Source organism: Streptomyces sp. NPDC023723 (assembly GCF_040639815.1).
Taxonomy (GTDB): Bacteria; Actinomycetota; Actinomycetes; order Streptomycetales; family Streptomycetaceae; genus Streptomyces.
Map to the genome: position 1 here is coordinate 153,775 of NZ_JBFAAP010000011.1, position 15,471 is coordinate 169,245.

At 71.9% G+C, this 15,471-nt stretch carries 11 protein-coding genes; 7 read left to right on the forward strand and 4 right to left on the reverse strand.

Annotation, left to right across the window (positions count from 1 at the left end):
- Positions 1-16 precede the first annotated feature (16 nt).
- From AB0G32_RS15725 to AB0G32_RS15740, 4 genes are all read left to right on the forward strand, one after another.
- Positions 17-502, forward strand: a complete 486-nt coding sequence (locus tag AB0G32_RS15725) for a (deoxy)nucleoside triphosphate pyrophosphohydrolase (protein WP_361162817.1) — start codon at positions 17-19, stop codon at positions 500-502.
- Between the two features lie 138 nt (positions 503-640).
- Positions 641-1,048: an ATP-binding protein gene (locus AB0G32_RS15730; RefSeq protein ID WP_361162819.1), complete on the forward strand. Its 408-nt coding sequence runs from the start codon at positions 641-643 to the stop codon at positions 1,046-1,048.
- Positions 1,049-1,286: 238 nt separating this feature from the next.
- Positions 1,287-3,959 (forward strand): SpoIIE family protein phosphatase, encoded by a 2,673-nt coding sequence (locus tag AB0G32_RS15735; protein WP_361162821.1) that lies wholly within the window; start codon positions 1,287-1,289, stop codon positions 3,957-3,959.
- Positions 3,960-4,048: 89 nt separating this feature from the next.
- The gene (locus AB0G32_RS15740; protein ID WP_361162823.1) at positions 4,049-5,332 is read left to right on the forward strand and encodes a hypothetical protein; all 1,284 of its coding nucleotides are present in this window, start codon (positions 4,049-4,051) and stop codon (positions 5,330-5,332) included.
- Here the strand turns inward: AB0G32_RS15740 and AB0G32_RS15745 are convergent.
- Genes AB0G32_RS15745 through AB0G32_RS15760 form a run of 4 tightly spaced genes read right to left on the reverse strand, consistent with a single transcriptional unit; the run spans position 5,310 to position 9,184 of the window.
- Complete coding sequence (locus AB0G32_RS15745) at positions 5,310-6,092, reverse strand: succinate dehydrogenase/fumarate reductase iron-sulfur subunit (protein ID WP_361162826.1); 783 nt, start codon at positions 6,090-6,092, stop codon at positions 5,310-5,312. The two genes, AB0G32_RS15740 and AB0G32_RS15745, sit on opposite strands and share 23 nt — an antisense overlap.
- Entirely contained in the window at positions 6,089-8,011 is a 1,923-nt protein-coding gene (locus tag AB0G32_RS15750) for a fumarate reductase/succinate dehydrogenase flavoprotein subunit (RefSeq protein WP_361162828.1), read from the reverse strand. The genes AB0G32_RS15745 and AB0G32_RS15750 overlap by 4 nt, the downstream gene beginning before the upstream one ends.
- Before the next feature lie 20 nt (positions 8,012-8,031).
- Complete coding sequence (locus AB0G32_RS15755) at positions 8,032-8,868, reverse strand: hypothetical protein (protein ID WP_361162830.1); 837 nt, start codon at positions 8,866-8,868, stop codon at positions 8,032-8,034.
- A gap of 25 nt (positions 8,869-8,893) precedes the next feature.
- Entirely contained in the window at positions 8,894-9,184 is a 291-nt protein-coding gene (locus AB0G32_RS15760) for a hypothetical protein (RefSeq protein WP_361162832.1), read from the reverse strand.
- A gap of 271 nt (positions 9,185-9,455) precedes the next feature.
- Between AB0G32_RS15760 and AB0G32_RS15765 the strand changes: the two genes are divergently transcribed.
- The 3 genes from AB0G32_RS15765 to AB0G32_RS15775 all read left to right on the forward strand — a co-directional run bounded on the left by AB0G32_RS15765 (position 9,456) and on the right by AB0G32_RS15775 (position 15,467).
- Complete coding sequence (locus AB0G32_RS15765) at positions 9,456-11,708, forward strand: ABC transporter family substrate-binding protein (protein ID WP_361162834.1); 2,253 nt, start codon at positions 9,456-9,458, stop codon at positions 11,706-11,708.
- Positions 11,709-11,871: 163 nt separating this feature from the next.
- The gene (typA, locus tag AB0G32_RS15770) at positions 11,872-13,788 is read left to right on the forward strand and encodes a translational GTPase TypA (RefSeq protein WP_361162836.1); all 1,917 of its coding nucleotides are present in this window, start codon (positions 11,872-11,874) and stop codon (positions 13,786-13,788) included.
- A 725-nt stretch (positions 13,789-14,513) separates the two neighbouring features.
- Positions 14,514-15,467 carry an ABC transporter permease gene (locus AB0G32_RS15775; protein WP_361162901.1) on the forward strand — a complete coding sequence of 318 codons (954 nt, stop codon included), beginning with the start codon at positions 14,514-14,516 and terminating at the stop codon, positions 15,465-15,467.
- Positions 15,468-15,471 lie beyond the last annotated feature (4 nt).

The following is a 15,471-nucleotide window of genomic DNA, read 5'->3' on the forward strand; positions in this document are numbered from 1 at the left end:
CCGCAGGCTCCGGCGCATGACGGAACGGATCGTGGTCGGGGCCGCCCTGATCGACGGCGGGCGGCTGCTCGCCGCGCGGCGCAGCGCGCCGGCCGAGCTGGCCGGCCGGTGGGAGCTCCCCGGCGGCAAGGTGGAGGAGGGCGAGACGCCCGAGGCCGCGCTGGTGCGGGAACTGCGCGAGGAACTCGGGGTGGACGCCCGTACCGGCGACCGGGTGCCGGGGCAGTGGCCCCTGAAGTCCCCCTACGTCCTCCAGGTGTGGACCGCGCGCCTGCTGCCCGGCTCCGCCGCCCCCGAGCCGCTCCAGGACCACGACGCACTGCGCTGGCTGACCCCGGCCGAGATCTGGGACGTGCCCTGGCTGGACCAGGACGTGCCGGCCGTCCGCCGGGCGCTCGCCCACCTCTCCAGGACCTCGGACAGGACCTCCGACAGGACCTCCGACGGGACCTCCGACAGGACCTCCGGCAGGGCCCCCGACAGGGCCTCCGGGGTGGCGTGAGCCGGGGTGCGCCTCGCCGTACGCCCCCTGTGCCGCAGTGCGCCGGGTCGGACGGTACCCGACCTCGCTAATCGGGTATGACCCCATTAACCCCATGAATGCGGACATGTGTGTGGGGCGGGTTCCAGTGGCCGGGGAGTGAGCGGTGTGATCGACACCGAGGGCGAGTGCGCCGAGTGGCTGTTCCCGGCGGAACCGGGCGCCGTGCGCGCCGCCCGCTCCGTGGTGCGCGGCCGGCTGCGCGACTGGGGCCTGGACGACCTCGGCGACCTCGCCGTCCTGCTCGTCAGCGAACTGGTCACCAACGCCCTGCGACACGCCACCGGCCCCGTCGGAGTCCGCCTGGTGCCGCCGGCCGGACCGGACGGGGTGCTGCGGGTGGAGGTCTCCGACTCGCTCCCCGACCTGCCCCGGGAGCGGCCCGCCCGCCCCGAGGACGAGAGCGGCCGGGGTCTGTACCTGGTCTCCGCCGCCGCCCGGCGCTGGGGCGCGCGGCCGGCCGCGGACGGCAAGACGGTGTGGTTCGAACTCGCCCCGGCCGGGTGAGCGCCCGTCACGCTCCGTACCGATGCATCCGTGACCCGGACCATTGCCGAAGTACGTGGTTCGATGGCGTGTCCGCTGGTTAGAAGACTGAAAGTGTTGTCACGGACCGGTCCGGAAAGCACAGGGACCGTGCTGTGATCGTGAACACCGTGTTGTGCGGCGCCGTAGTGCTGGATACTGCGGACAGCCGCCCCCGGTGACCGGTGCCGGACGCGGTGAGCTGGAGGGGACGGTTCGCGTGAGCGAGATACCAGCGAGGGCCACAGGGTCCGAGGACGCGCCGAACGGCGCGCTGCCCACGGGACGAGGGCCCGCCGGGCGGGGCGGAGCCCTGCCCGCGGACACCATGTGGCAGAGCAGTCCGCCCGGCTCCATCTACGACTACATCAAGGTCGCCTCCTTCTCCATCGGGCCGGACGGGCTGGTGGACCAGTGGAGTCTGCGCGCCGAGCAGCTGTTCGGCATCCCCGGGGACCGGGCCCTCGGCGTCGATCCCATCGACGTCTTCATCGACCCCGACCTGCGCGAGCGCGGCCAGCGCAAGATGGCCGAGATACTCGACGGGCGGGAGTGGACCGGAGTGGTCCCCTTCCGCATCCCGCACGGCGAGGGCGGGGAGTGCGGCAAGCGCGGCCTCGCCGAGGTCTACGTGATGCCGACCCGGACCCGGGACGGGGAGAAGGCCGCCGTCTGTATCGTCGTGGACGTCCGCACCCTGCGCAGCATCGAGACCGACCTTGCCGCCTCGCAGTCCATTTTCGGTCAATCTCCGTTCGGATTCCTGCTGATAGACCCCGATCTGAAGGTGCGCCGCGTCAACCAGCGGTTCGCCTCCGTCTTCGGCGGCGCCCCCGACGACCATCGCGGCCGGGGCGTCCACGACTATCTGCCGCGCGGCGAGGGCGACCGGGTCGCCGCGACCCTGCGCCGGGTGCTGGAGACCGGCGACTCCATCACCGACATGCATGTCACGGGCTATGTGCCGGACTCCGACGAGCGCCGCCACTGGTCCGTCAACATGTACCGGGTGCACAGCGGTTCGGGCCGCCCCATCGGCGTCGCCTGGCTCGGCACGGACATCACCGCCCGCCGCGCCGCCGCCCGCGAGGCCGCCGCCGCCCGGCGCAATCTCGCCCTGCTCAACGACGCGGGCGCCCGCATAGGTACCTCCCTCGACCTGGAGACCACCGCCCGCGAACTCCTCGACGTGGTCGTGCCCGGCTTCTGCGACCTGGCCACCGTCGACCTCTACCAGGGCCTGCTGACCGGCGACGAGACCCCGCCCGGCCTCGCCGACGGCAGCGCCGAACTGCGCCGCGTCGCCTACTCCAGCGCCGTCGCCGACGTGCCCTTCCTCGGCACCGGACAGAAGGTCCAGGTCGGCGCCGTGCACCACTACCCCTTCACCTCGCCGCACGCGGACGCCCTGCGCACCGGCCGGCCGCGCACCGTCCCGGCCGAGGAGGGCGGTCTGGTGCAGTCCACGCTGGCCGTGCCGATGGTCGCCCACGACACGGTGGTGGGCCTCGCGCAGTTCGCCCGCACCAAGGGCAGCGAGCCGTTCGGCGACCGCGACCGGGGTCTCGCCGTGGAGCTGGCCGCCCGCGCCGCCGTCTGCATCGACAACGCCCGGCTCTACCGGCGCGAGCACGAACGGGCGCTGATACTGCAACGGTCCCTGCTGCCGCCCGGTGACCCGGAGGCGTCCGGCCTCGACATCGCCTGCCGCTACCTGCCCGGCAACGCGGCCACCGGCCGGCCCAGCGAGGTCGGCGGCGACTGGTTCGACGTCATCGAACTGCCCGGCCACCGCACCGCGCTGGTCGTCGGCGACGTGATGGGCCGCGGCCTGCGGGCCGCCGTGGCGATGGGCGAACTGCGCACCGCAGTAAGGACGCTGGCCCAGCTCGACCTGGAACCGGCCGAAGTGCTCGCCCAGTTGGACGAGATCGCCCGCGGCCTCGGCGCCCCCGGCGGCCCCTCGCAGGCGTTCGCCGGCGGCGTCCAGCAGGCCACCCGGGCCGCCCGCCGCCCCCGCGAGGCCGACCTCTCCGAGGTGTACCTAGCGACCTGCGTCTACGCCGTCTACGACTCGGTGACCCGGCGCTGCACCTTCGCCAACGCCGGGCACCTGCCGCCCGTCCTGGTCGAACCGGGCGAGCCCGCCCTGATGCTGGACGTGCCGCCCGGGCTGCCGCTCGGCGTCGGCGGCGAGCCCTTCGAGGAGGTGGAGGTCGAACTCCCCGAGGGCGCCCTCCTCGCGCTCTACACCGACGGTCTGGTCGAGAGCCGCGACCATCCGCTGGACGAGGGGCTCCAGGCGTTCGTGGGCGCGCTGACCGACCCGGCCCGCCCGTCGGCCGCCGCGCCGCGCGCCGCCACCCACAGCAACCTGGAGGACGTCTGCGACCACGTCCTCAACACCCTCGACTCGCACCACGGCGAGGACGACATCGCGCTGCTCATGGCCCGGGTGCAGGGGCTGCCCGCCGAGTCGGTCGGCGACTGGACGCTGCCGCGCGAGCCGCGCAGCGTGGGCCGGGCCCGGGAGTACGCCCGCACCCAGCTCACCGGCTGGGACCTGGAACCCCTCGTCGACACCACCGAACTCCTGGTCAGCGAACTGGTCACCAACGCCCTCAGGTACGGCGAGGGCGAGATCAGGCTGCGCCTGCTGCTCGACCGTTCGCTGGTCTGCGAGGTCTGGGACTCCGGCCTGGTCCAGCCGCGCCGCCGCCGCGCCCGCGACACCGACGAGGGCGGCCGGGGCCTGCAACTGGTCGGCCTGCTCAGCGCCGCGTGGGGGTCACGGCGTACGCCGCGCGGCAAGACGGTGTGGTTCGAACTCCCCCTGCCGGGCGGCGACACCGGCCTGCCCGACCCGGCGGAGGCACTGCTCAGCCTGTTCTGAGCGGGCCCCCGAAGATCGCAACCGGCACCCTCGTCCCGATCGTCCTCGCCCGTGACACCTGCCACCGGGGCGGGACGAGGGGGCAGGGCATGGCAGACCCGACGGAGGAGCCGGACACCCCGGCGCCCGGTGCCGACGGCGACGACGGTGACGGCGACGGCGGCATACGCGAGCCGAGACCGACGCGCACCGCGGCCACCCGACCGGCGGCTGAATCGCCGGCCGGACCGGCGGACCCGGCCGGCACCGGGGGAGACGACCCGGCCGCCACCGCGACAGGCGACCCGGCCGCCACCGCGACAGGCGACCCGGAAGCCCCCCGCGCCCCCCAGGCCCCCCACGCCCCCCGGCGGCCCTGGCCCCGCCGGCTGCGCCGTACCGCCCTGGTGCTCGTCCTGGTCCTCCTCGTCCCCGTCCTCGCCGCGCAGGCCGCCCTGCGCCTCAACTACGCCGGCGACCCGGCGGACGGCACGTACACCCGGCACAAGGACGCGATCTGGCTCGGGCACGCCTGGGTCGACGGCCGCAAGACGGACGCCGACCTCGCCGCCCTCGGCCGGCGACTGGCCGGCACCGGCCTCCGCGACCTCTACGTCCACACCGGCCCGCTGGAGCACGACGGCACCCTGCCGGGCACGCTGTACCCGAAGGCCCGCTGGCTGGTCCAGGCCGTGCACGACGAGTTGCCCGGCATCCGGGTACACGCCTGGCTGGGCGACGTCCTGGCCACCGAGACCCCGGACGGCATGCGGCTCGACGACGCCGGGACCCGGGCCGCCGTCGTCCGCTCCGCCCGGCAGATCCTCGCCGAGGGCTTCGACGGCGTCCACCTCGACCTGGAACCCGCGCACTCCGGCGACACCGACTACCTCGCCCTCCTCGACCAGGTCCGCGAGGTGACCGACGAGCACGGCGCCGTACTGTCCGTCGCCGCCCACCAGATCGACCCGCTGCCGGCCCTGCACACCGTCGCCGGCGCCCTCACCGGCCACCCCAAGTGGTGGTCGCAGCGGTACTTCGGCCAGGTCGCCCGCCGGGTCGGCCAGATCGCCGTCATGTCGTACGACACCGCCCAGCCGTTGCGGAGCACCTACGGCGGTTACGTCGCCCAGCAGACCGCGCTGGCCCTGGAGGTCACCCCGCCCGGTACCGACCTGCTGATGGGCCTGCCCTTCTACTACGAGAGCGACCCCTCCCACTGGGGCCACGCCGAGACCGTGCCCGCCGCCGTGCGCGGCGTCCGCCTCGGCCTGTCCCGCACCGACCCGGACCGGAAGAACTTCGGCGTCGCCCTGTACGTCGACTTCGCCGCGACCGAGGCGGACTGGCGGGCCTACCGGGCGGACTGGGTCAGCTCTCCCGGCGCCGCCTGATCCGCGCGCCGAGCCAGACCAGCGGGTCGTACTTGCGGTCCACGGCCCGCTCCTTCAACGGGATCAGCGCGTTGTCCGTGATCTTGATGCCCTCGGGGCAGACCTCCGTGCAGCACTTGGTGATGTTGCAGTAGCCGAGGCCGTGCTCGTCCTGGGCGGTCTGCTTGCGGTCCAGGCCGCTCGCCTCGGCCGCGTCCAGCGGGTGCATGTCGAGTTCCGCGACCCGCATCAGGAACCGGGGACCCGCGAAGGCCGGCTTGTTCTCCTCGTGGTCGCGGACCACGTGGCAGGTGTCCTGGCACAGGAAGCACTCGATGCACTTGCGGAACTCCTGCGGCCGGTCCACGTCCTCCTGCGTCATCCGGTACTCGCCGGGACCGACCCCCGGCGGCGGCACGAACGCCGGGACCTCACGGGCCTTGGCGTAGTTGAAGCCGACGTCCGTCACCAGGTCCCGGACCACCGGGAAGGCGCGCAGCGGCGTGACGGTGATCGTCTCGTCCTGGGTGAAGACCGACATCCGGGTCATGCACAGCAGCCGGGGCCGCCCGTTGATCTCGGCGGAGCAGGAACCGCACTTGCCGGCCTTGCAGTTCCAGCGCACGGCGAGGTCGGGGGCCTGGGTGGCCTGGAGGCGGTGGATGATGTCGAGGACCACCTCGCCCTCGTTCACCTCGACGGTGAAGTCGGCCAGGGCGCCGCCCCCGGTGTCGCCCCGCCACACCCGGAACCGGGCTGCGTAGCCGTCGTTGCCGCTCATCGGTACAGCTCCTCATCGGCGAGGTACTTGGCCAGCTCTTCCTTCTCGAACAGGGCGAGCAGGTCGGGGCGGACGGGTTCGGTGGTCTCCCGGTCCAGGGCGATCTGGCCGCGCACCGGGTCGGTGGCCGCCAGGCCGTCGGTCGGGTCGGTCAGCCGGCACAGCAGGTTCACGTTGCGCCAGCGGCGGTCCATCGCGGCATGGTCCTCGCGGGTGTGGCCGCCGCGCGACTCGGTGCGCTCCAGCGCGGCCCGCGCCACGCACTCGCTGACCAGCAGCATGTTGCGCAGGTCCAGGGCGAGGTGCCAGCCCGGGTTGAACTGCCGGTGCCCCTCGACGCCGGCCCGGCGGGCCCGCACCCGCAGCTCGGCCAGTTTCTCCAGGGCCTGCTCCATCTCCGCCTCCCGGCGGATGATGCCGACCAGGTCGTTCATCGTCTGCTGGAGCTCCTGGTGCAGGGTGTACGGGTTCTCCGGCGCGGCGGCGTCGGGGCTCTCCGCCGAGAACGGCCGCAGCGCCTCGGCGGCGGCCGCGCCGATGTCCGCCTCGGCCACCCGGGGCCGCTCCCGGCCCGCGGCGTACTCCGCCGCGTGCCACCCCGCCCGGCGGCCGAACACCAGCAGGTCGGAGAGCGAGTTGCCGCCGAGCCGGTTGGAGCCGTGCATCCCGCCGGCCACCTCACCGGCCGCGTACAGCCCCGGTACGCCGCGCGCGGCGGCGGTGTCGGAGTCGACGGCGATGCCGCCCATCACGTAGTGGCAGGTGGGCCCGACCTCCATCGCCTCGGCGGTGATGTCGACGTCGGCCAGCTCCTTGAACTGGTGGTACATCGAAGGCAGCCGTCGCTTGACGACCTCGGCGGGCATCCGGGTCGACACGTCCAGGAAGACCCCGCCGTGCGGGGAGCCGCGGCCCGCCTTCACCTCGGCGTTGATGGCGCGGGCCACCTCGTCGCGCGGCAGCAGTTCGGGGGGCCGCCGGTTGCGTTCCGGGTCGTCGTACCAGCGGTCGGCCTCGGCCTCGGACTCGGCGTACTTCTCCTTGAAGACGTCCGGGACGTAGTCGAACATGAACCGCTGGCCGGCGGAGTTCCGGAGCACCCCGCCGTCGCCGCGCACCGACTCGGTGACGAGGATGCCCTTGACCGACGGCGGCCAGACCATGCCGGTCGGGTGGAACTGCACGAACTCCATGTTCAGCAGGGGTGCGCCCGCGAGCAGGGCGAGGGCGTGGCCGTCCCCGGTGTACTCCCACGAGTTCGACGTCACCTTGAACGACTTGCCGATGCCACCGGTGGCGATGACCACGGCGGGGGCTTCGAGCACGAGGAAACGGCCGGTCTCGCGCTCGTAGGCGAAGACACCGGAGACCTGGCCACCGTCCTTCAGGATCCGCGTGACCGTGCACTCCTGGAAGACCTTCAGCCGGGACTCGTAGTCGCCGGTCTCCCGGTGGTCCTCCTGCTGGAGGGCGACGATCTTCTGCTGGAGGGTGCGGATCAGCTCCAGGCCGGTGCGGTCGCCGACGTGGGCGAGGCGCGGGTACTCGTGGCCGCCGAAGTTGCGCTGCGAGATCCGGCCGTCCTTGGTGCGGTCGAACAGGGCGCCCCAGGTCTCCAGTTCCCAGACCCGGTCCGGGGCCTCCCTGGCGTGCAGTTCGGCCATCCGCCACTGGTTGAGGAACTTGCCGCCGCGCAGGGTGTCCCGGAAGTGCGTCTGCCAGTCGTCGCGCTCGTTGGCGTTGCCCATCGCCGCCGCGATGCCGCCCTCGGCCATCACCGTGTGCGCCTTGCCGAACAGCGACTTGCAGATCACCGCCGTACGGGCGCCCCGCTCGCGCGCCTCGATCGCGGCCCGCAGCCCGGCGCCGCCCGCGCCGACCACGACGACGTCCCACTCCTGCCGGTCCACCACGGACATCAGAAGCACCTTTGTTTTCGTCAGAAGATGGTCGGATCACTGAAGGCACCGGACGCGACCAGGTACACGTAGAAGTCGGCGAGCGCCACGCTCACCAGGGAGGCCCAGGCGAGCTGCATGTGCCGGGCGTTGAGCTTTCCCACCCACTGCCACATCCGGTAGCGCACGGGGTGCTTGGAGAAGTGTTTGAGCTTGCCGCCGACGATGTGCCGGCAGGAGTGGCAGGACAGCGTGTACGCCCAGATCAGCACGATGTTGAGCAGGAAGACCAGGGTGCCCAGGCCCAGGTGGCCCCACGCGTAGTGCTCGTCGCGGAAGGCGAGCACGGTGTCGTACGTCAGCACCAGGGCGACCAGCACCGCCGCGTAGAAGAAATAGCGGTGGAGGTTCTGGAGGACCAGCGGGAGGCGGGACTCGCCGGTGTACTTCCGGTGCGGCTCGGCCACCGCGCAGGCCGGCGGCGAGGCCCAGAAGCCGCGGTAGTACGCCTTGCGGTAGTAGTAGCAGGTCAGGCGGAAGCCGAGCGGGAAGATCAGGATGATGATCGCCGGCGAGATGCCCCACCAGCCGCCCAGCAGGTCCCAGTTGGGGCCGGAGCGCATCGGCGCGCAGCGCTCGGCGAGGCAGGGGGAGTAGAACGGCGAGACGTAGGGGGCCGCGTAGTAGTCGGCGTCGGCGAACGCCCGCCAGGTCGAGTACACGATGAACGCGAGCAGTCCGGCGGCGGTGCCGGCGGGGGCCAGCCACCAGCGGTCGGTGCGCAGGTGCGGGGCGCTGATGGCGGCGCGCGTCGGGGTGTGGACGCCGCCGCCCGGGGGATGGGCGTCGGTGGGCGGGGGTTCCGTACCAGTGGCCACTAGTGACTCCGGGTCGGGTGCGGGTTCAGGGAGCGCGTCGGTCGCGGGCGCCGAGGCCCTCGTCGTCCGAGTCCGTCCACAGGGAGAGGTCGTACGGGGCGTCGGAGATGGTGACCAGGTCCGGGCGTTTCGGCGCGTCCGGCGCGGTGGCGGCGGCGCGCAGCAGGGCGACGCTCTCCCGCAGATGGCCGGCGTCGGTACGGACCCGCCGGACCTCCAGACCCTCGCGGCCGGTCTGCTGCTCCAGCCGGCTCAGGGCGCGCGACAGATCGTCGAGGCAGCGCTGGATCGTGGTCAGTTCGTCGTGCACGGACATGACGTGACCTCACTTCCGTCGGTGCGCCTGAGAGTGTCGCGCGTCACACCTGTCGCTGTGAAGGGATGTGCGGGGATTGGCCGGGGCGCGCGGGCGTGCCCCGGCGCGCGCGTTCCCCCGCACGGGTGAGCTTGCGGGCCGTGGCCGACGTGTCGCACTGCGTTGCCGAACCGATTCCTCTTCAGTGGCCGCAGACGTCTGAATACAAATGATCAACTCCATATACCGCCATAAGGGAACGTAACGCCCGCGGCTTTCCGGAGGTAGAGAGATGTCCCACGTCGGCGTCGGACCACGCGCCCTCGCGCGCTCGGTCGCCTTCCTCACCGCGGGCGCGCTCGCGGTCCCCGTGCTCACCGGGTGCAGCTCCGACGAGCCCGCCGGCGAGCCGCTCGCCGCCCCGGACACCGCCACCGCGGCCCGGGCCCGGATCGCCGACGGCGGCACCCTGCGCTGGGCCGCCGACTCCGTACCGGACACGCTGAACGTCTTCCAGTCCGACGCCGACGCCACCACCACCCGGGTCGCCCAGGCCGTGCTGCCCTCGATGTTCCGGCTCGACGCCACCGGCCGCCCGGTGCGCAACCCCGACTACCTGGAATCCGCCGAGGTGGTCGGCACCGAGCCCAAGCAGGTCGTCCTCTACAAGCTCAACCAGCAGGCGGTCTGGAGCGACGGCCGGGAGATCGGCGCCGCCGACTTCGCCGCCCAGTGGCGCGCCCTGTCCGGCAAGGACACCGCCTACTGGACCGCCCGCAACGCCGGCTACGACCGCATCGAGAAGATCCAGCGGGGCAAGAACGACCTGGAGGTCAAGGTCACCTTCAAACGCCCCTACGCGGACTGGCGGTCGCTGTTCACGCCGCTGTACCCGCGGGACGTGATGGGCAGCCCGGACGCCTTCAACGACGGGGCGCGGCGCAGGCTGAAGGTCACCGCCGGTCCGTTCGCCCTCCAGAAGGTGGACCGCGAGAACGACGAGGTGGTGCTCGACCGCAATCCGCGCTGGTGGGGCGAGCCGGCCAAGCTGTCCGGGATCGTGCTGCGCTCGGTGCCGCGCGGCAAGCGGGTCAAGGCGCTGACCGCCGGCACCCTCGACCTCGCCGAGATCGACCCGGAGACCGCCCGTGAGGTCGGCCGGGCCGGCGCCCCGCCCGGCACCGGCAACCCGCTCGACGGCACCGCCGCACCGGGCACGGCACCGCTGGCCGGCCCGGAGAGCGGCCAGGGGCGGTCCGCCGCCGACGCGCTGCGCTCCTGGGCGGTCGCCAACGGCTCCGACGAGGACGCCGCGTACGAGGAGACGCTGGCCCGCGAGAAGCGGCGCAAGGCACTGGCCAAGGCCGAGCGGCGGCGGGCCGCCCTGCGCGGCTTCGAGGTCCGCAAGTCGCTGGAGCCCGCCTACACGCAGCTCGCCCTCAACGGCGCCGACGGCCCGCTCGCCGACGAACGGGTGCGCCGGGCGGTGGCCCGCGCCGTCGACCGCGAGCAACTGGCCAAGGCGGTCCTGAAGCCGCTGGGCCTGCCCGCCGAGCCGCTCGGCAGCCACCTCGCGCTGGCCGGGCAGGACGCCTACGCCGACGGCAGCGGCGCGCTCGGCGACCCGGACGTCAAGGAGGCGCGGGCGCTGCTCGCGGACGCCGGGTGGGTGCCGGGCGGGCCGGTGGAGAAGCGCGAGGAGCAGGACGGGGAGGAGGCGGCCGGCGCCGAGGAGAGCGGCCCGGACGGCGACGGGAGTACCGAGAGCGACTCCCCGGGCGGCGACGACGGCACGTACATCGTGGGGGAGGACGGCAAGGGCGAGGACGGCGGGGGCGGCAAGGGGCAGGCCGACGGCGAGAAGAACGACGGGGAGAAGAACGACGGGGAGAAGAACAAGGCCAACGGCAGCGCGCCCGGCGCCTACGCCCCCAAGGGCACCGCCGCCCCGGCCGGCGCGGCGGCGGCCCCGCTGGCCAGGAACGGCAAGCCGCTCACCCTGCGCTTCGTGCTCCCCTCCGGCCCCGGCTCCGGCACCCTGCGCACGGTCGCCGACCGGATCAGCGCCATGCTGGACCGGATCGGGGTCCGCACCGACATCACCAAGGTCTCCGACGAGAGCTACTTCCGCGACCACATCGCGAACGGGAACTACGACCTCGCCCTGTACTCCTGGCCCGGCACCGCGTTCCCGGCCACCGACGCCCGCCCCATCTACGCCAAGCCGGTCCCGGGCGCCGACGGCTCGCTCAACGTGGAGCAGAACTACACCCGGGTCGGCACCGACCAGGTCGATCAGCTGTTCGATCAGGCGATCGGCACCCTGGACGAGAAGGAGGCCCGCTCCCTGATCCGCAAGGCCGACTCCCGGATCTGGGCGACGGCCGGCTCGCTCCCCCTCTACCAGCGCCCCCAGCTCACCGCCGCCCGCAAGGACCTCGCCAACGCCGGCGCCTTCGGCTTCGGCACCCCGGTCTACGAGGACATGGGTTTCCTGAAGAAGGGCGCCCGGGGCGGCCAGCGCTCCGCGAGCCCGTCCGCGTAGCCGCCTCGGCGGCCGTCCCCACAGGCCGTCCCCACAGGGTCGAACAAGGCCACTGCCGCCCGCCCCGTACCATGGAAGGGAAAAGGCCGAGGCGTCACCAGCCCGGCGAAGGCCAGCGCACAGTGACCTGGCCGTCCTCACCACTCCGGGAGTACGCCGCACCATGGCTGTGTCCGCAACGCGTCACGACATCCGCAACGTCGCCATCGTCGCCCACGTCGACCACGGCAAGACCACCATCGTCGACGGCATGCTCAAGCAGGCCGGCGCCTTCGCCGCGCACCAGCTCGAAGGCGTCGACGACCGCATGATGGACTCGAACGACCTGGAGCGTGAGAAGGGCATCACGATCCTGGCCAAGAACACGGCCGTGAAGTACCACCCGAAGGATGGTGGCGAGGTCATCACCATCAACATCATCGACACCCCGGGCCACGCCGACTTCGGCGGCGAGGTCGAGCGCGGTCTGTCGATGGTGGACGGCGTGGTGCTGCTGGTGGACGCCTCCGAGGGCCCGCTGCCGCAGACCCGCTTCGTGCTCCGCAAGGCGCTCGCCCAGCGGCTGCCGATCATCCTCTGCATCAACAAGACGGACCGCCCCGACGCCCGCATCGACGAGGTGGTCAACGAGACCTACGACCTCTTCCTCGACCTGGACGCCGACGAGGAGCAGATCGAGTTCCCGATCGTCTACGCCTGCGGCCGGGACGGCGTCGCCTCGCTGACCAAGCCGGAGGACGGCACGGTCCCCACCGACTCCGACAGCCTGGAGCCGTTCTTCTCCACCATCCTCCAGCACATCCCGGCGCCCACCTACGAGGAGGACGCGCCGCTCCAGGCCCACGTGACGAACCTGGACGCGGACAACTTCCTCGGCCGCATCGCGCTGTTGCGCGTGCACAACGGCGAGCTGAAGAAGGGCCAGACGGTCGCCTGGCTCAAGCGCGACGGGTCCACGCAGAACGTGCGGATCTCCGAGCTGATGATGACCGAGGCGCTCACCCGCAAGCCCGCCGAGAAGGCCGGCCCCGGTGACATCTGCGCGGTCGCCGGCATCCCGGACATCATGATCGGCGAGACCCTGGCCGACCCGGAGAACCCGGTCCCGCTGCCGCTGATCACGGTCGACGAGCCCGCCATCTCCATGACCATCGGCACCAACACCTCGCCGCTGGTCGGCCGCGGCGCCACCGGCAAGGGCGCCGACAACAAGGCGGCCGTCAAGGACCGCAAGGTCACCGCCCGCCAGGTCAAGGACCGCCTGGACCGCGAGCTGATCGGCAACGTCTCGCTGCGGGTGCTGGACACCGAGCGCCCGGACGCCTGGGAGGTGCAGGGCCGCGGCGAGCTGGCGCTGGCCATCCTGGTCGAGCAGATGCGCCGCGAGGGCTTCGAGCTGACCATCGGCAAGCCGCAGGTCGTCACCCAGCAGGTCGAGGGCAAGACCTACGAGCCGGTCGAGCGCATGACGATCGACGTGCCCGAGGAGCACATGGGCGCGGTCACCCAGCTGATGGGCGTCCGCAAGGGCCGGATGGACAACATGTCCAACCACGGCTCCGGCTGGGTCCGCATGGAGTTCGTCGTGCCCTCCCGCGGTCTGATCGGTTTCCGGACCGAGTTCCTCACCCAGACCCGCGGCACCGGCATCGCGCACTCCATCCACGAGGGCCACGAGCCCTGGTTCGGCACGCTCACCACGCGCAACAACGGCTCGCTGGTCGCCGACCGCTCCGGTGCCGTCACCGCGTTCGCGATGACGAACCTCCAGGAGCGCGGCGTGCTCTTCACCGAGCCCGGCACCGAGGTGTACGAGGGCATGATCGTCGGCGAGAACTCGCGCGCCGACGACATGGACGTCAACATCACCAAGGAGAAGAAGCTCACCAACATGCGGTCGTCCTCGGCCGACACGTTCGAGGCGATCGTCCCGCCGCGCAAGCTCTCCCTGGAGCAGTCGCTGGAGTTCTGCCGCGACGACGAGTGCGTGGAGGTCACCCCGGAGGCGGTTCGCATCCGCAAGGTGAACCTGGACGCCCGCGAGCGCGCCCGCGCCGCGAGCCGCGCCAAGCACGGCTGACCCGTCCCGAACCGGAGCCCGGGCACCCCGCAGGGGGTGCCCGGGCTTTTTGCAACTCCCTTTTATGACCCCGGTGTTCGACATGCGGAGAGCGGCGCCCGATAGCTATGTAACACGTCCGTTTCGCGGCCTTCTCGTCCCGAACAGTTTGTCCAGATTTTGGAAGATCTAGGCGTGAGCTGTGACTGAATTGAGATTTAAAGACGGTGGTCGGTCCTTCTGGTCATGGCAGATAGTTAGCCGCGTAGCGCTCGGGTCAATGGGTTCGCGCTGTGGGGACAGCGCCGACTCACGAGCACCAGGGGGCGTCTGATCTTCCGTCAGGGGTGTCGGAAGCAAGACGTGTGCCCCCTCCTGTCGGTGAACACGTGGAGTCATGAGGAGGAGCCCCATGTGCGGTGTCTTGAGCACTAGGCGGGTCACACAGCCACAGTCACAGCCACAGTCACAGTCGCAGTCACAGTCACAGTCACGGTCGCAGTCATACGCCGCCGGCGGCGTCCGGCCTCGCGGCTACGCGCGTCCGGCTGCGCGTTTCTGACCTGACGCTTCTTCACGCGCCGTACCGCGACCAGGCATGGGTCATGCCGGTCGGCGGTCCGGCACACCCACATCTGTGAAATGGGCGAACTGTGACAAGTCCTATCGAGACCGAGGGCGGCGGCGGGACGTCGGCCGTCGTCGACGGCGGGCCGGAGCCGGCCGGGAAACCGGAGTCCGAGCGGCTGGAGGGCCGCTCCCCGGGCCAGTTGATGTGGCTGCGCTTCAAGCGCGACCGGACCGGTGTCGTCTGCGCCTGGGTGGTGCTCGCCTACTTCGTGGTCGCCGCGCTGGCCCCGGTGATCGCCGCCCTCTACGGCAAGGACCCGTACACCCTGTACGGGCAGGACCCCGAGTACGTCGCCCAGAACCCGGTACTCGACGACTTCGGCCTGCCGCTCGGCTACTTCGGCGGGGTCACCGGGGAGCACTGGTTCGGCGTCGAGCCGCAGTTCGGCCGGGACGTCTTCACCATGCTGCTCTACGGCATGCGCACCTCGCTCTACATGGCGCTGGGTGTGAGCACCCTGCTGATGACGACCGGTGTGGTACTCGGCCTGATCGGCGGTTACTTCGGCGGCCGGACCGACTACTTCATCGGCCGGGTCACCGACTTCTTCCTGTCCTTCCCGCAGCAGCTGTTCTTCATCGCCTTCATGCCGGTGGTGACCGCGTTCTTCGTCGACCCCCGGGACGAGACCCCCACCTACTTCCGGGCGCTGGCGATCCTCATCGTGCTGTGGCTGCTGGGCTGGATGGCGATGGCCCGCCTGGTGCGGTCCACGGTGCTGTCGCTGCGCGAGCGGGAGTTCGTCGAGGCGGCCAAGGTGGCTGGCGCCTCGCCCTGGCGGATCGTCCGCAAGGAGATCCTGCCGAACGTCGTCTCCCCGATCCTGGTGCAGTTCACCTACCAGCTGCCCAGCACCATCCTCACCATCGCCTTCCTCTCCTTCGCCGGCGTCGGCTTCGTCGAGCCGACCCCGGACTGGGGGCGGATGTTCGCCACCGGGGCCAAGGTCGCCGAGCAGGACCCGGCGTTCATGTTCTTCCCCGGAGTGGCGCTCGTGGTCTTCGTCCTGTGCTTCAACCTCCTCGGAGACGCCGTACGGGACGCGCTCGATCCCAAGTCAGGACGGTAAGAGG